Genomic DNA, 16,250 nt, shown 5'->3' on the forward strand with positions numbered 1-16,250 from the left:
GCTCAGATGTCCTCGTAGATGAAGCGTTCGAAGCTGGCGTTGGCTTCCAGCAGCTGCAGGCAGCGGACCTGCTTGCGCTCGCCATCGATGTCCATCTCCAGGGTGCGCTGCTCGCGGTACAGGCCCTTGGGTCCGATGAGGATCAGGTAGCGCTGGCCCTCGTGATTGATCAGGGTGCCGAGCGCCGGCTGGAAGCGGGTCTTGACGTCGCCGGTCAGCGGCCGGACGGCGACCGGGAAGGCATCCTTGGCGATGTATTGTACGCCTGCCTCGATGCCTGATTCGGGATGGTTGATCTCCCAGCGCACCGCCCCTGCCAGCCATTCGCCGCTGGGGTTCTGGATGCTGAGCAGCTGCCCCACCGACAGTTTCAGCCGGCCTTCCGGCAACAGGTGCAGGGCCAGGCCGCCGGCACTGCGGTTGAGGGTGGCGCAGCGCAGGGTCTCGGGCGGCTTCGCCGGGCCGGCGTTCCCGGCTTCCAGGGGGTAGCCGAGATCGATCTCGTCTTCGTCATCGAAGGCCAGGTAGTCCGCCGGGTTGAAGGGGCGGTTGCCGTTGTGCAGTGCGAAGGCCGCCTCCAGTCCTACCGCCACCCGTACCGGTGCGTCGCTGTCGACCCGCGGCAGCTTGCGTTCCGGGGGTTGCTGTTGCCACTGGGCCAGCAGATGGTTGAGCAGCTGTCGCGCGTCGCTGGCGAGCAGATGGTCCGAGAGCCCCAGTTGGCGGGGGCTGCTGCCTGCCTTGAGGCGGGCCAGGTCGGCCTGCAGATCCTCCAGCAAGGGATTGACGTCGAGCATCAGCCAGCTGTGTTCCTCGCTGTCGTTGTCGTGTCCGGGGCGGACCGCTTGCGAGGCGTCGCAGTTCATGCACAGGGCGAGTTCCCCGGGGCGGCTCTTGTGATCGGCCCCGACCCGGTAGTGGACGACCGCCTCGATGCGCGGACAGAGGTATTGCAGGATGTCCCACACCCGATCGGCGGGCAGGTGATAGGGGTCGGCCAGGCGCAGCAGGCCGAGCAGCTTGTAGGCACTGGCCGCGCCGAGCTGGCCGGGACTGAAGGGAAAGTCCGCATCCGGGGTGGGCGGCACCGATTCGCTCTCCGCCAGCTGCTGCAGCAGGCCGGCCTCGCTCCAGAGCGTGGGATCGGTCGGCAGGTAGGCCTGGTAGCGGCAGGCGAGCAGCAGGGTGGTCAGCTGGGCCGCGTAGTTGATGGCGCCGAACAGATGCCGGGGACGCCCCCACAGCCGCCGTTCGCCGGGGGCGCCGTTGATGATGTATTTGTAGCCGAACAGCAGTTGTTCGGTGAGCGCGTCGAGCAGTTGCAGGCTGCTGGCGGGCAACCGGTCCTGGGCGCGTGCCGGGTGGCGCAGCCCCTCGTGCAAGCGGGTGAAGGCGCGGTTGAACTCGAGCATCAGCTCGTAGCGCTGCGGCCCCGGCAGGATCTGGTGGTTGATGTCGGTCAGGCGCTCCAGCAGCCGGTCGGCGGTGTTGCCGATCTCGGTGTAGGGCAGGCCGTCCAGCCATTCGCGCAGGGTGCTGGGCCGGGTGTCGACACCGGGAATGACGTCCTGTCGTGGTACGGATAGAAACACGCTGTTGCCTTCCCCTCCTCGTTGCCGCGGTCTATGACCGGCTCTCGACCGGAATCCTGCCGATGCGCCCCCGCCATTCGGCGGGGCCGGTGCGATGGATGGATTCTCCGCTGGCATCCACCGCCACCGTCACCGGCATGTCGACCACCTCGAACTCGTAGACCGCCTCCATGCCCAGGTCCTCGAAGGCCAGCAGCCGGGCGCTGCGGATCGCCTTGGACACCAGGTAGGCGGCGCCGCCGGTGGCGATCAGGTAGACCGCGCGATGGCGGCGGATGGACTCGATCGCCTCCGGACCGCGTTCCGCCTTGCCGATCATACCGAGCAGACCGGCCTTTGCCAGCATCGGCTCGGTGAACTTGTCCATGCGGGTGGCGGTGGTGGGGCCGGCCGGTCCCACGGCCTCGCCGTCGACCGGGTCCACCGGTCCCACGTAATAGATGAAGCGATCGCGGAAATCGAGCCCCTCCGGGAGGGGTTCGCCCCGTTCCAGCAGCTCGACGATGCGCTTGTGGGCGGCGTCGCGTCCGGTCAGCAGGCGGCCGGTCAGCAGCAGCGTCTCGCCTGCCCGCCAGTCGAGCACGTCCTCGCGTTGCAACCGGTCGAGGTCGACGCGCCGGCTGCCCGCGCCGGGCTGCCAGTCGATCTCCGGCCAGTCGGCCAGCGAGGGCGGCTGCAGCACGGCCGGGCCGCTGCCGTCGAGCTGGAAGTGGATGTGACGGGTGGCGGCGCAGTTGGGAATAAGCGCCACCGGCTTGGAGGCGGCGTGGGTGGGGTAGTCCAGCACCTTCACGTCCAGCACCGTGGTCAGCCCGCCCAGCCCCTGGGCGCCGATACCGAGGGCGTTGACCTTGTCGTAGAGTTCCAGGCGCAGGGCCTCGGCCCGGTTGCCGGGGCCGCGCGCGGCAAGCTGCTGGATGTCGACCGGTTCCATCAGCGAGCGCTTGGCGAGCAGCATGGCCTTCTCCGGGGTACCGCCGATGCCGATGCCGAGCAATCCCGGCGGGCACCAGCCGGCGCCCATGGTCGGTACCTGCTGCAGCACCCAGTCGACCAGGTCGTCGCCGGGATTGAGCACGGCGAAGCGCGCCTTGTTCTCGGAGCCGCCGCCCTTGGCGGCGAGGATCACCTCCACCCGGTCGCCGCTCACCAGCTCAGTGTGGATCACCGCCGGGGTGTTGTCGCCGGTGTTGCGCCGTGCCCCGTCCGGGTCGGTCACCACCGAGGCGCGCAACGGATTGTGCGGATCGGTGTAGGCCCGGCGCACCCCCTCGTTGATCATGCCTGCGAGGTCCAGCTCGGCATCCCAGCGCACCTCCATGCCGATCTTGAGGAAGGCCACCACGATGCCGGTGTCCTGGCAGATCGGCCGATGGCCTTCGGCGCAGAGGCGCGAGTTGACCAGGATCTGGGCGATGGCGTCGCGTGCCGCGGCTGCCTCCTCGCGGCGCCAGGCCTCGGCCAGGGCGCGGATGAAGTCCGGTGGATGATAGTAGGAGATGTACTGCAGGGCATCGGCGATGCTGGCGATGAAGTCGTCCTGTCTGATGGTGGTCATCCGCTGCGAATCCCGTGCTGGATGGAAACTTTTCGGGGGCTGAGGCGTCTTCCTGATGGTACCACCGGGGATTGTAGTCCCCCCGGGCGGTGCGAGAAACCGCTTTTTTACCCGATGCTTGCAAGCCCTGCCAGCGGGTGGCAGGGTATGCGTCGAGCCGACAGGAGGCGAAGGATATTCATGAAGACGTTATGGTTGGTGTTCACCCTGCTGTGCAGCCCGCTGGTGCTGGCCGAGCCGGTCGATTTCACCCTGCCGGACCTCGAGGGCAAGAGTCGCAGCCTGTCCGAGTTCCGCGGCAAGTGGGTGATACTCAACTACTGGGCGACCTGGTGTCCGCCCTGCCTGGAGGAGATACCGGATCTGGTGGCGTTCCACGAGCGGCACCGCGACAAGGATGCGGTGGTGCTGGGCATCAACTACGAGGACATCCCGCTGGAACAGTTGCGGACCTTCGTCGACGAGTATTTCATCAGCTATCCGGTGCTGGTCAACGGTGACCTCAGCGCGCCCGATCCGCGGCTCAGCGTCGGCGGCCTGCCCACCACCTACATCATCTCGCCCCAGGGGGAACCGGTGGCCCGCCAGGTGGGAGGGATCACCGCCAAGGCCCTGGAGGACTACCTGGCGCGCAAGCTGCGTGATGCCGAGGGGGGCAGGTAATGAGAGTGCCTGGCGCAGCGGCGGCCTGGCTGTTGATCGTCTGCTGGGTCGGCGTGGCCCTTGCCGCGGCGCCACCGCGCGATCCGCAGACCCACTTCTTCGATCAGACCCTGGGTGATTTCCAGGAAGAGCTGGCCACGGCCCGCGAGCAGGGCAAGCAGGGCATCCTGATCTTCTTCGAAATGGAGGAGTGCCCCTTCTGCCAGCGGATGCGCGAGACGGTATTGAATCGCCCCGAGGTGCAGGACTACTTCAGGCAGCACTTCCTGATCTTCAGCGTCGACATCGAGGGCGACGTGCCGATCACCGATTTCCAGGGGCATGCCACCACCGAGAAGGATTTTGCCTTCCGCCAGTACCGGGTGCGGGCCACGCCGGTGATCCTGTTCTTCGATCTCCAGGGACGGCCGGTGGTGCGCTATACCGGCGCCACCCGGGATGCAGAGGAATTCCTCTGGCTGGGCGAGTACGTGGTCAGCGGGGGGTATCAGGAGATGCCCTTCGCGCGCTACAAGCGGCTGAAGCGACGCGGGCAGCGCTGAGCCTATGCGGGGCTTGCGCACAGCGGGGGGGCTCCTGGGCCTGATGTTGCTGGGCTGTCTTGTGGCCGGTCTGCTGCCGGCTGCGGAACCCCTGCCCGAACCCCTGACCCTGGCGGCAGCCCTGCGCTTCGCCGACGCCGGTCATCCGGATCTGCAGCTGGCCGCCGCTGGCATCGAGGCGGCGCGGGCCGAGGGGCTGCGGGCCCGCGCGCTTACCGGCGTGCGGGCCAGCCTGGAAGCCGAGGCGCGCTATGTCGGGGTTTCGCCGCTGGCCGCCGACACCTCCCCCAACGATTCCCGGGCCAGGCTGCAGCTCAACAAGCGGCTCTACGACTTCGGCCGCAGCCGGGCCTCGCTGGCGGCCGCGGCGGCGGCCCAGCGTGCCCAGCAGGCCCGTTATCTCGATACCCGCCTGCAGCGTCGCCTCGACATCCTCGGCCGCTATCTCGACGTGCTGCTCGCCGACCTCGACTTCCGTGTCCAGGACGAAGCGATGTCCATCGCCTATGTGCGCCTGGACCGGGCCCGTGACCGCTTCGAACTGGGGCAGATCTCGGAGATCGAGCTGTTGCGGCGGGAGAACGACTATCAGGTGCTGCGCAGCCGCCGCTATGCCGCCGAGGCCGCCAGGCGCACCCGCCGGGTGCGCCTGGCCGAGGCCCTGGGCCGCCCCGGCGAACTGTCGCGGACCCTGGTCGAGCCGGGTTGGCGGGTGGACGCGCTGGAACTGCCTGAGCTGGAGGCCCTGACCCGCGAGGTGCTGGCGGCGAACCCCGGGCTGCGTGCGCTGCAGGCCGAGCTGGAACAGGCCCGCCAGCGGGTGCAGGCAGCACGTGCCGGACGGCGGCCGGTATTGAGTGGCGAACTCGCCACCAGCCGCTATGCGCGCGACTATGGTTTCCGTGACCGCTGGGAGGCCGGGCTGGTGCTGGAGGTGCCGCTGTTCACCGGGGGGCGGGTGGCCGCCGAGCTGGCCGCGGCCCAGGCGAGGCGCCAGGAGGCCGAGGCTGAACTGGCGCTGGCGCAACGCGACCTGCGCCAGCGGGTGGCCGAGCTGTGGGAGGAGATCCGGGTACTGCGGGCCCAGCGCCAGGAGACGCAGACGCGGCTCGATTACCGGGACCTCTATCTGGATCGCAGCCGTGCCCTCTATGAGCTGGAGGTGGAGACCGATCTGGGCGATGCCATGACCCTGTCCACCGAGGCCCGGCTGCGCGAGGCACAGCGCGGGTACCGGCTGCTGCTGGCCTGGGCGGAGCTGGATGCCCTGCGCGGAAAAAACCGCTGGCTGCCCCTGGCCGCGACGGAAGAGGAAGGAGTGAAGCCATGAAAAGACTCTGCAGGGGGCTGCTGGGCCTGTATCTGGGACTGACGGCCGCGTTCTGCCAGGCCGGCGAGTATCCGGCCGTTCTCGACTGGGCCGGACGCCTGGCGCTGGGTCTGCCGGTATCCGGGGTGGTGGAGCGTGTGGCAGTGCGGCCCGGGGCCGGCGTCGCTGCCGGCGAGGAGCTGCTGCGGCTCGAGCCCGAGGTGTTCGAGGCGCGCTTGGCGGCCGCCCGGGCGGTGCTGCGCGAGCGGGAGGACGACCGGGCCGAGGCCGCGCGGGAGCTGGAGCGGGCCCGGGAACTCTATGAGCGCACCGTGCTCTCTGATCACGATCTGCGCCTCGCCGAGATCGGCTGGCGCCGCGCCGAGGCCGCCTGGCGGAAGGCGCGGGCCGAGCAGGTGGCGGCTGCCTTCGAACTCGAACACAGCCGGTTGCGGGCGCCGTTCGACGCACGGGTGATCGCGGTGCGCATCCAGCCGGGCCAGCCGGTGGTCAGCCGGGACCGGGCCGAGCCGCTGCTGGTGCTGGCCCGTCGTGGCCGGATGCTGGCCCGCGCCTGGCTGCCGGCCAGGGAGCTGGTCGGGGCGGAGCCGGGGCAGGTGGTCAGGGTGCGGCTGGACGGGCGGCGTTACGCCGGGACCCTGGTCACCCTGGGCCTGGAGCCCGATCCCGGCGCCGCCGAGCCGCGCTATGCGCTGGAGGCGGAATTCGAGGTGGCCGATGAGGCCGGCTTGCGTCCCGGCCTGCCCGCGGTGCTGGAGTTGCCATGAGCCGGGCCGCGCTGCGCTGCTGGGTGAGTGGCCGGGTGCAGGGGGTGTTCTTCCGTGCCTCCACCCGCGATCAGGCGCGCCGGTTGGGACTGACCGGTTATGCCCGCAACCTGCCGGACGGCCGGGTGGAGGTGGTCGCGGTGGGCGAGCCTGCCGCCCTGGAGCGCTTGCGCGACTGGCTGTGGCAGGGGCCGCCGGCGGCGCGGGTCGAGGATGTGCGCTGCGAGCCCGTCGAGCCGCGGCCCTTTGCGGACTTCACCACGGCCTGATCAGGCCGTGGGGCGGGCGTCCTCCTGCTGGTTGCCGGCCCAGGCCAGGCGGCTTGCCGCCTGGCGCCTGTCCGGGACCAGCACCGTGTCCCGTGCCTGCCCGCTGTCGGTCTGTGGATAGTCCAGGGTGTAGTGCAGGCCGCGGCTCTCCTTGCGCGACTGGGCCGAGCGGATGATGAGTTCCGCCACCTGTACCAGGTTGCGCAGCTCGATCAGGTCGTTGGTGACCCGGAAGTTGCTGTAGTACTCGTGGATCTCGTGCTGCAGCAGCTCGACGCGGCGCAGTGCCCGTTCCAGCCGCTTGTCGGTGCGCACGATGCCGACATAGTCCCACATGAAGCGCCGCAGCTCGTCCCAGTTGTGGCTGACCACCACCTCCTCGTCGGAGTCGGTGACCCGCGATTCGTCCCAGGGCGGCAGCTCGGGTGGTGCCTCCAGCCGCGGCAGTTCCTGGCGGATGTGCCGGCCGGCCGCCTGGCCGAACACCAGGCATTCGAGCAGGGAATTGCTGGCCAGGCGGTTGGCGCCGTGCAGCCCGGTATGGGTGGTCTCGCCGATGGCATAGAGGCCGGGGATGTCGGTGCGGCCGTGGATGTCGGTCATCACCCCGCCGCAGGTGTAGTGGGCGGCCGGCACCACCGGGATGGGTTCGCGGGTGATGTCGATGCCGTAGGCCAGGCAGCGCTGGTAGACGGTGGGGAAGTGCTCACGGACGAAATCGGCCGGCCGGTGGCTGATGTCGAGCAGCACGTGATCGACGCCGAGGCGTTTCATCTCGTGATCGATGGCCCGCGCCACGATGTCCCGCGGTGCCAGCTCCCCGCGCGGGTCGAAGCGCTGCATGAAGGGCTCGCCGTCCGGCAGCAGCAGTCGCCCGCCCTCGCCGCGTACTGCTTCGGTGATCAGGAAGGACTTGGCCTTGGGGTGGTAGAGGCAGGTCGGATGGAACTGATTGAATTCCAGGTTGGCGACCCGGCAGCCGGCCCGCCAGGCCATGGCGATGCCGTCGCCGGTGGCGGTGTCCGGGTTGCTGGTGTAGAGGTAGACCTTGCTGGCGCCGCCGGTGGCCAGCACCACGCAGCGCGCCGCCAGGGCTTCCACCCGCCCGGCGTCGCGGTCCAGCACATAGGCGCCGAGGCAGCGCTGGCCCGGCAGGCCGAGCTTGCTGCGGGTGATCAGGTCGATGGCGATGTGGCGCTCGAAGAGGCTGATGTTGGGGTGGCGGCGGGCCGCTTCGATGAGGGCAGTCTCCAGCACCTGGCCGGTGGCGTCCGCGGCATGGATCACCCGGCGGTGACTGTGGCCGCCCTCGCGGGTCAGGTGGTAGCCCGCCTCGCCACCGGCTTCCGCGTCACGGGTGAAGTTCACTCCCAGGTCGATCAGCCAGTGGATCGCCGCCGGGCCCTGTTCCACGGTGAAGCGCACCACCTCGGGGTGGCACAGCCCGGCGCCGGCGTTGAGGGTGTCCTGGACATGGCTCTCGAAGCTGTCGTCTGGCGCCAGCACGGCGGAGATGCCGCCCTGGGCGCGGAAGCTGCTACCGTCGGTGAGCCGGCCCTTGGCGAGAACCGCCACCGGTCCGTTGCCGGCCAGCTCCAGGGCCAGGCGCAAGCCGGCGGCCCCGCTGCCGATCACCAGCACATCGAAGGTCTGCTGACGACTCACGCCGCGCGGCTCCGGGAGACGCCGGGCCGCTGTCTGGATGTGTCGCTGTTGGCTTCGCTGTTCATGCCCTGTCGCTGTGCCACCGACCCCGGCTTGTGGTCGGCGAGTCAAATCGGTTAAGGTTCCGAGCGCCGGAACTGTCTGATTAATAGGGCCAACCTTACCGCAATCGGGCCAGACAGGCGAACCATCCCGGCCGCCACCGGTCAACTGACAGCGGGCGGCAGGCAATCCCGGCAGAGGCGGGCAATGACGGATGAGCGAAAAAAGCGCGGATCAACTGCTGGTCAAACGTGTCCAGCAGGGTGACAAGCGGGCCTTCGATCTGCTGGTCCGCAAGTACCAGCACAAGATCGTTCAACTGGTCACCCGCTATGTCCACAATCCCGCCGACGCCCTAGACGTTGCCCAGGAGGCCTTCATCAAGGCCTATCGTGCGCTGCCCTCCTTTCGCGGCGACAGTGCCTTCTACACCTGGCTGTACCGGATCGCCATCAATACGGCCAAGAACTACCTGGTGGCGCAGGGCCGCCGGCCGCCCGCCGAGGACATCGATGTCAGCGATGCGGAACATTTCGAGGGTGAGTCCGGTCTCAAGGAATACGGCACCCCCGAGCACATGGTGCTCAAGGACGAGATCGGACAGACGATCAACGATGCCATAGAGGCCCTGCCCGAGGACCTGCGGACCGCCATCACCCTGCGGGAGCTGGAAGGGCTCAGCTACGAAGAGATCGCCAATGCCATGGACTGCCCGATCGGCACGGTGCGTTCCCGCATCTTCCGGGCGCGCGAGGCGATCGAGAACAGACTCCGGCCGTTGCTGGAGTGAATCAGGGCGTGGAGCGAGCGACCATGAACGACAAGATCTCAGAACAGGTATCGGCACTGGTCGACGATCAGTTGCCGGAGGCCGAACAGGACATGTTGCTGGCCCGGCTGGAACGTGATCCGGCGCTCAGGGCGCAGTGGACCCACTATCAGCTGATCAGCGACGCCCTGCGCAACCAGCTGCCGGAACAGGTCGATCTCGGCCTGGCCGGGCGGGTGATGGCCGAACTCGAGGCGGAGCCGGCGCACCATGGCCGCGCAGGGCTCGGCCGGCTGTTGCGCCCCCTGGCCGGTGCGGCGGTGGCGGCCTCGGTGGCGGTGGTCGCCGTGCTCGCCCTGCAGGACCGGGAGGCGGCCCTGCCCTCTGCCGGTGGCCAGCTGGCCGAGGCCACGATGCCCGCGGCGGATCAGTATCGGCGTGTCGCCGGCACCCGCTGGGACGTCAAGCGGCCGCAGCTCGGTGAGGAACTCAACCAGTACCTGGTCAATCACAACGAATACGCGGCGCGCAGCGGCCTGCCGGCCATGTCGCCTCATGTGCGGATCGTCGGCTACGCCAGCCAGCGGCCCCTTCAGCAGCAAAGATAGAAAACCTACCGGATGGGCCGACGACAGACCGTGATGCCTTCGAGAATCCTGCTTTGCCTGGCACTGCTGGCGCCCGCCTGGGCCATGGCGGCGGATGCGGTGCAATGGTTGCAGCAGATGGCGCGCGCGGTCCACGAACTGAACTATCGCGGCACCTTCGTCTACGCCACGCCGGCCAGCCTGGAGGCGATGCGTCTGGTGCACCGCGCCGGGCCGGAGGGTGGCGAGCAGCGCCTGCTGGCCCTCAGCGGGGCGGCGCGGGAGGTGATCCGCGACCGGCAGGGGGTGACCTGCATCCTGCCCGACAGCCGGGAGGTGATGGTCGATACCAATCTGCCACATGACCTTCTGCCGCGTGACTTTCCCGGTGATCCGCAACGACTCAAGGCCAACTACGACTTTCTGCTGATCGGTGCGGACCGGGTGGCCGGCCGCCCCTGCATGGTGGTGGCGGTGCGCCCCCGTGACCGCTACCGTTACGGATACCGCGTCTGGGTGGACGAGGCCAGTCATCTGCCGTTGCGTTTCGAGCGCCTGGATGCCGAGGGCAGTCCCATCGAACGGATGATGTTCACCGCCATCGAGGTGGTGGAGCGTATCGAGGACAGGGAACTGCTGCCCTCGCTGAGTGGCGAGGGTTTCGTGCGCCTCGGTGACGGGGCGGACCCCGGCCGCATCCGCGAGGAGGAAGAGAAGACCGAACCGAGCTGGACGGTGGCCTGGCTGCCGCCCGGCTTCGAACTGATGCACCATTCGCTGCACGGGATGCCCACCGGTCACGGCCGGGTCGAGCACCTGGTCTACAGCGATGGCCTGGCGACTCTCTCGGTCTACGTGGAACAGGCGGGGCGCTCGCATGAACACCTGGAGGGCTTGTCCAGCATGGGGGCGGTGAACGCCATGGGGGTGATGGTGGACGGGCATCAGATCACCGTGGTCGGCGAGTTGCCGGCGCTGACGGTGCAGCGGGTCGGGGAATCGGTGCGGCGCCTGGCGGCTACCCCATGATCGAGGAACAGGGCACCGTACTCGCCGTCGACGGCGACTTTGCCTGGGTCGAGACCCGGCGGCAGAGCAGCTGCGGCAGCTGCGCCGCCAAGGCCGGTTGCGGCACCCGGGTGCTGGGACGGCTGATGGGCGGCAGGCCGGGTCGGCTGCGGGCCCTGAACCGCGGCCATGCGCGGCCGGGTGATCCGGTGGTGATCGGTATCCCCGAGGCGGGTCTGCTGCGCGGTTCCCTGGCCGTCTACCTGCTGCCCCTGCTCGGCCTCATCGGCGGTGGCCTGCTCGGTGAGCTGCTGGCCTCACGGCTGTTTGCGCCGGCTGCCGAGTGGCCCGCCATGCTCGGCGGGGTGTTCGGTTTCCTCGCCGGCCTCCGTTGGGTACAGCGCTTTTCCCGCCGGATCCGCGACGATGCGCGTTTCCAGCCGGTGGTCCTGCGTCGCGTCAGCCGGCAGGTCGCGATCCCCCTGCAGCGGCTGTCCCGTTCCTCGTGAGGGGCTGCCTCCCTCTGCCGGTGACGGCGGGGCGCTTCCGCCGGGTCACGAATCTCGAGAATCATTGGATATCGCAACACGTTTTACAGGAGAAGCTATGAAACAGCAGTGGATGACGAAGGGCGCCCTGGTCTGGCTGGTCACGGTCTGGGTCCTGCTGGGCTCGGTGCTGGCCGAGGCGCGCAGTCTGCCGGACTTCTCGGAGCTGTTCGAGCAGAATGCCGACGTGGTGGTCAACATCAGCACCACGCAGAAGATCAAGCATCCCAAAATCGGCGGTCTGCCGCCGGGGATGGAGATCCCGGACCTGCCCGAGGGCAGTCCCTTCGGCGATCTGTTCAAGCACTTCTTCGGCGAGGGGGAGGGCCCCATGGAGGAGCAGGAGGCCAAGTCCCTGGGCTCCGGCTTCATCATCTCCGAGGACGGCTACATCCTGACCAACAACCACGTGGTCAAGGACGCGACGGAGATCGTGGTCCGTCTCAGCAACCGCGACGAGTATGTGGCCAAGCTGGTCGGTACCGATGCGCGCAGCGACATCGCCCTGCTCAAGGTCGATGCCAAGGGCCTGCCGGTGGCGCGCTTTGGCAAGTCCGAGAATCTCAAGGTGGGTGAATGGGTGCTGGCCATCGGCTCGCCCTTCGGCTTCGAGCGTTCCGCCACCGCCGGCATCGTCAGCGCCAAGGGCCGTGCCCTGCCGCGGGAGAACTACGTGCCCTTCATCCAGACCGACGTGGCCATCAATCCCGGCAACTCTGGCGGCCCGCTGTTCAACATGGATGGCGAGGTGGTCGGCGTGAACTCGCAGATCTACAGCCGCACCGGCGGCTACATGGGGCTGTCCTTCGCCATCCCCATCGAGGTGGCGCTGGACGTGGCCCGGCAGCTGAAGACCAAGGGCAAGGTCAGCCGCGGCTGGCTGGGCGTGCTGATCCAGGACGTGACCCGTGAGCTGGCGGAATCCTTCGGCATGCACAAGCCGCAGGGTGCCCTGGTCTCCAGGGTGGTGCCGGACAGCCCGGCGGAGAAGGCCGGTATCCAGGTCGGCGACATCATCCTCAAGTTCGGTGGCAAGAAGGTGATCACCTCCAGCAACCTGCCGCCGATCGTCGGCAGCACGCCGGTCGGCAAGAAGGTGCCGGTCGAGGTGCTGCGCAACGGCAAGCGGCGCACCCTGTACGTGACCCTGGGTGAGCTGGAGGACGAGAAGGTGGCCGAGGCCGAGGGCGGCAAGAACGATGTGGTGAGCAGCAACCGCATCGGCGTGGTCGCCGCCGAGGTGCCCGCCGAGCTGCGCCAGGATCTGGAGCTGGGCGAGGGTGGCGTGCTGGTCGAGAAGCTCGACAGTGGCCCTGCCAGTCATGCCGGTGTCCGTCAGGGCGACGTCATCGTCATGTTCGACAACCAGCGGGTGAAGGGGCCGGAGCACTTCCGGCAGCTGGTGGAGGCGGCGCGGGCGGGCAGCACCGTGCCGGTGCTGGTGCAGCGCCGCAGCGGCCCGCTGTTCCTGGCCATTCGCATCCCCAAGGAGTGAGGGTCGACCGGTCCGGCAAGCGGGGGCGGCTTCGGTCGTCGCCGTTCGCCGGACCGTTGTCCCGGGCTGGCCTGGCTGAATGAGTCTTGACTGCAGTGGCAGGGCCGGATGACGATGCCAGGGCGAGGATGATGAAGAAACTGCTGCTCTATGGTCGCCCCGACTGCCATCTGTGCCAGGACATGGAGGCCGAGCTGCGCCGCCTGCAGCCCGAGGCGGGGTTCCGGCTCGAGGTGTACGACGTCGACCGCGATCCGGCCTGGGCCGAGCGCTATGGCCGCTGGGTGCCGGTGCTGGAGGCCGAGGGGCGGGAGATCTGTCACTACTTCCTCGACCTGGTCGCCCTGCAGCGCTATCTGCAGGGCCCCTGAATGTGTATAATCCCTTTCCCGGACAACGAGTTAGCCCGCATATTGCACGAAGGCGGCCTTGAAAGCGTAATTTTTTTCGTTATTTATCAAGGCAGTAATTCCCTATGCGAGCGATTGTGCCCTGTTACGGTTTGTGCCTATTCGAGTTCAGACCAAATCTGGCGTCGCATTCTGTCCGATCCCCCTTGAACCATAGCTACGGCTATGCTTCGGCGGGCGATCGAACAAACTGCTTGGCCAGATTTGCCCTGAAACTCGAATCCTTCGTGCAATATGCGGGTTAGTCCGGCAATACCGCTGATTTTCCCGTGACTTTCCCTGCCCTTGCCGCCCTGAGCCGCCATTGCCGGGGGTGCCGGGACATCTGCGGGCCTGTTTCGAGTGAGTGTCCGTGACCGATCTGAGCCATATCCGCAACTTTTCCATCATCGCCCATATCGACCATGGCAAGTCGACCCTGGCCGACCGCTTCATCCAGCTCTGCGGCGGCCTTTCCGAGCGCGAGATGGAGGACCAGGTGCTGGACTCCATGGACCTGGAACGCGAGCGCGGCATCACCATCAAGGCACAGAGTGTCAGCCTCGACTACAAGGCACGGGATGGCGAGACCTATCGCCTGAACCTGATCGACACCCCCGGCCACGTGGACTTCTCCTACGAGGTGTCGCGTTCCCTGGCCGCCTGCGAGGGGGCGCTGCTGGTGGTGGACGCCGCCCAGGGGGTGGAGGCGCAGAGTGTCGCCAACTGCTACACCGCCATCGAGCAGGGCCTGGAGGTGGTGCCGGTGCTGAACAAGATCGATCTGCCCAGTGCCGAACCGGAGCGGGTGATCCAGGAGATCGAGGAGATCATCGGCATCGAGGCGCATGATGCCGTGCAGGCCAGTGCCAAGACCGGGCAGGGCGTGGAGGACGTGCTGGAGGCGATCATCGCCCGCATCCCTCCACCCGAGGGCGATACCGAAGCGCCGTTGCAGGCCCTGATCATCGATTCCTGGTTCGACAGCTACGTGGGCGTGATCTCCCTGGTGCGGGTCGTGCAGGGTACGCTGAAGTCGCGGCAGAAGATGCAGGTGATGTCCACCGGGCGGGTGTTCCAGGTCGACAGCGTCGGGGTATTCACTCCCAAGCGGCTGGAGACCGGGGTGCTCAAGGCCGGTGACGTCGGCTACGTCATCGCCGGCATCAAGGAGATCGATGGCGCCCCGGTGGGCGATACCCTGACCCTCGCCGAGCGGCCGGCCGCAGAGCCGCTGCCCGGCTTCCAGAAGGTCCAGCCGCGGGTCTTCGCCGGGCTGTTCCCGGTCAACAGCGAGGACTACGAGGACCTGCGCGAGGCGCTGCAGAAGCTGCGCCTGAACGATGCCGCCCTGCACTTCGAGCCAGAGACCTCCAGTGCCCTGGGCTTCGGTTTCCGCTGCGGCTTCCTCGGCATGCTGCACATGGAGATCGTCCAGGAGCGGCTGGAACGCGAGTACGATCTCGACCTGATCACCACGGCGCCGACCGTGGTCTATCAGGTGCTGACCACCAAGGGCGAGCTGCTGGAGATCGACAATCCGGCCGAGCTGCCACCGGTGAACCAGATCGAGGAGATCCGCGAGCCGATCATCCTCGCCAACATCCTGGTGCCGCCGGACTACCTGGGCGCGGTGATCGGATTGTGCATCGAGAAGCGCGGGGTGCAGAAGAACATCCAGTATCTCGGTAACCAGGTGGCGGTCAATTTCGAGCTGCCGCTGGCCGAGGTGGTGCTGGACTTCTTCGACCGGCTGAAGTCGGTGAGCCGCGGCTATGCCTCCTTCGACTACCAGTTCCTGCGTTTCCAGGCCTCGCGCCTGGTCAAGCTGGATATCCTGATCAACGGCGAGCGGGTCGACGCCCTGTCGCTCATCGTCCACCAGGACCAGGCCCAGAGCCGTGGCCGGGAGCTGGCCAGCACCATGAAGGAGCTGATCCCGCGGCAGATGTACGACGTGGCCATCCAGGCCGCCATCGGTGGGCAGATCATCGCCCGCACCAACGTCAAGGCGCTGCGCAAGAACGTCACCGCCAAGTGCTATGGCGGCGACATCACCCGCAAGCGCAAGTTGCTGGAGAAGCAGAAGGCGGGCAAGAAACGCATGAAGCAATTTGGTAAGGTCGAGATTCCACAGTCGGCGTTCCTCGCCGTGCTGCAGGTGGGCAAGAAATGACAAGGTGCCGGAGCACCGCACACAGGACACGATATGAACTTCGATTTTCCACTCATCCTGGTACTGGCCACCCTCATTACCGGCGGCCTGTGGCTGCTCGATACCCTGCTGTTCGCGCCACGCCGCCGGGCCCGGGCCGCCGCCGCGGCCGACGAGAGCCAGCGCGAGGCGGCGCTCAAGGAGCCGGTGCTGGTGGAATACGCCAAGGCCTTCTTCCCGGTCATCTTCATCGTCCTGCTGCTGCGCTCCTTCCTGGCCGAGCCGTTCCGCATCCCCAGTGGCTCGATGATCCCCACCCTGCTGGTGGGTGACTTCATCCTGGTCAACAAGTTTGCCTACGGTATCCGCCTGCCGGTGTTGAACACCAAGATCATCGATCTCGGTGAGCCCAAGCGCGGTGACGTGGTGGTGTTCCGCTACCCCGAGGATCCCTCCATCGATTACATCAAGCGAGTGGTGGGGCTGCCGGGTGACCGCATTGCCTATCACGAGAAAAAGCTCTATATCAATGGCAAGCTGATGCCACAGCGGGTGGTCGGCAGCTACGTTGGCAGCGGCGCAGCCATGGCCAGCACCGGAGCCAGCCTGCGTATCGAGAACCTGGACGGCGTTGAGCACGAGATCCTGGTGCGACCGGGGGTGCGCGGCGTGGAGGGGGAGACGGTGGTGCCGGAGGGACAATATTTCATGATGGGCGACAACCGGGACAACAGCCGGGACAGTCGCTACTTCGGTCCGGTGCCCGAGGCGAACCTGGTGGGCAAGGCGTTCATGATCTGGATGAGCTGGGATGCAGCCGACAAGCGTGTGGTATGGGAGCGCATCGGCCAGACCATTCACTGACCAAGCG

16 protein-coding genes are annotated in these 16,250 nt (G+C 67.6%); 13 read left to right on the top strand and 3 right to left on the bottom strand.

Features of this window, described 5'->3' with window-relative positions; all coding sequences use genetic code 11:
• Positions 1-2 precede the first annotated feature (2 nt).
• On the bottom strand, positions 3-1,592 hold the full coding sequence (locus QVG61_RS03255; RefSeq protein WP_289931894.1) for a hypothetical protein: 1,590 nt from the start codon (positions 1,590-1,592) through the stop codon (positions 3-5).
• A 31-nt stretch (positions 1,593-1,623) separates the two neighbouring features.
• Entirely contained in the window at positions 1,624-3,150 is a 1,527-nt protein-coding gene (locus QVG61_RS03260) for a fumarate hydratase (protein WP_289931895.1), read from the bottom strand.
• Positions 3,151-3,330: 180 nt separating this feature from the next.
• Between QVG61_RS03260 and QVG61_RS03265 the strand changes: the two genes are divergently transcribed.
• Genes QVG61_RS03265 through yccX form a run of 5 tightly spaced genes read left to right on the top strand, consistent with a single transcriptional unit; the run spans position 3,331 to position 6,721 of the window.
• The gene (locus tag QVG61_RS03265) at positions 3,331-3,813 is read left to right on the top strand and encodes a TlpA disulfide reductase family protein (protein WP_289931896.1); all 483 of its coding nucleotides are present in this window, start codon (positions 3,331-3,333) and stop codon (positions 3,811-3,813) included.
• Entirely contained in the window at positions 3,813-4,355 is a 543-nt protein-coding gene (locus QVG61_RS03270; RefSeq protein ID WP_289931897.1) for a thioredoxin family protein, read from the top strand. Before QVG61_RS03265 ends, QVG61_RS03270 begins: the two co-directional genes overlap by 1 nt.
• Before the next feature lie 43 nt (positions 4,356-4,398).
• The gene (locus QVG61_RS03275) at positions 4,399-5,685 is read left to right on the top strand and encodes a TolC family protein (protein WP_289931898.1); all 1,287 of its coding nucleotides are present in this window, start codon (positions 4,399-4,401) and stop codon (positions 5,683-5,685) included.
• Positions 5,682-6,452 carry an HlyD family efflux transporter periplasmic adaptor subunit gene (locus tag QVG61_RS03280; RefSeq protein WP_289931899.1) on the top strand — a complete coding sequence of 257 codons (771 nt, stop codon included), beginning with the start codon at positions 5,682-5,684 and terminating at the stop codon, positions 6,450-6,452. The genes QVG61_RS03275 and QVG61_RS03280 overlap by 4 nt, the downstream gene beginning before the upstream one ends.
• Positions 6,449-6,721 (top strand): acylphosphatase, encoded by a 273-nt coding sequence (gene yccX, locus QVG61_RS03285; RefSeq protein WP_289931900.1) that lies wholly within the window; start codon positions 6,449-6,451, stop codon positions 6,719-6,721. Before QVG61_RS03280 ends, yccX begins: the two co-directional genes overlap by 4 nt.
• Here yccX and nadB read toward each other — a convergent pair whose 3' ends face one another.
• The gene (gene nadB / locus QVG61_RS03290) at positions 6,722-8,386 is read right to left on the bottom strand and encodes an L-aspartate oxidase (RefSeq protein ID WP_289931901.1); all 1,665 of its coding nucleotides are present in this window, start codon (positions 8,384-8,386) and stop codon (positions 6,722-6,724) included. It abuts the gene before it with no gap.
• A 256-nt stretch (positions 8,387-8,642) separates the two neighbouring features.
• Between nadB and rpoE the strand changes: the two genes are divergently transcribed.
• The 8 genes from rpoE (at position 8,643) to lepB (ending at position 16,243) form a co-directional block, all read left to right on the top strand.
• Positions 8,643-9,218, top strand: coding sequence for an RNA polymerase sigma factor RpoE (rpoE, locus tag QVG61_RS03295; protein ID WP_289931902.1), 576 nt, complete (start codon positions 8,643-8,645; stop codon positions 9,216-9,218).
• Between the two features lie 23 nt (positions 9,219-9,241).
• The gene (locus tag QVG61_RS03300; RefSeq protein ID WP_289931903.1) at positions 9,242-9,805 is read left to right on the top strand and encodes a sigma-E factor negative regulatory protein; all 564 of its coding nucleotides are present in this window, start codon (positions 9,242-9,244) and stop codon (positions 9,803-9,805) included.
• Positions 9,806-9,838: 33 nt separating this feature from the next.
• Complete coding sequence (locus QVG61_RS03305) at positions 9,839-10,813, top strand: MucB/RseB C-terminal domain-containing protein (protein WP_289931904.1); 975 nt, start codon at positions 9,839-9,841, stop codon at positions 10,811-10,813.
• Positions 10,810-11,301, top strand: a complete 492-nt coding sequence (locus QVG61_RS03310) for a SoxR reducing system RseC family protein (protein WP_289931905.1) — start codon at positions 10,810-10,812, stop codon at positions 11,299-11,301. The genes QVG61_RS03305 and QVG61_RS03310 overlap by 4 nt, the downstream gene beginning before the upstream one ends.
• Before the next feature lie 97 nt (positions 11,302-11,398).
• A complete protein-coding gene (locus tag QVG61_RS03315; RefSeq protein WP_289931906.1) occupies positions 11,399-12,835 on the top strand; it encodes a DegQ family serine endoprotease in 1,437 nt (478 codons plus the stop codon).
• A 128-nt stretch (positions 12,836-12,963) separates the two neighbouring features.
• Positions 12,964-13,206 (top strand): glutaredoxin family protein, encoded by a 243-nt coding sequence (locus QVG61_RS03320; protein WP_289931907.1) that lies wholly within the window; start codon positions 12,964-12,966, stop codon positions 13,204-13,206.
• Positions 13,207-13,597: 391 nt separating this feature from the next.
• Positions 13,598-15,400, top strand: a complete 1,803-nt coding sequence (lepA, locus tag QVG61_RS03325; protein ID WP_354671176.1) for a translation elongation factor 4 — start codon at positions 13,598-13,600, stop codon at positions 15,398-15,400.
• Positions 15,401-15,433: 33 nt separating this feature from the next.
• Entirely contained in the window at positions 15,434-16,243 is an 810-nt protein-coding gene (gene lepB, locus QVG61_RS03330) for a signal peptidase I (RefSeq protein ID WP_289931909.1), read from the top strand.
• The last annotated feature ends 7 nt before the right edge of the window (positions 16,244-16,250 follow it).

Source organism: Thiohalobacter sp. IOR34 (assembly GCF_030406045.1).
Lineage (GTDB): Bacteria > Pseudomonadota > Gammaproteobacteria > Thiohalobacterales > Thiohalobacteraceae.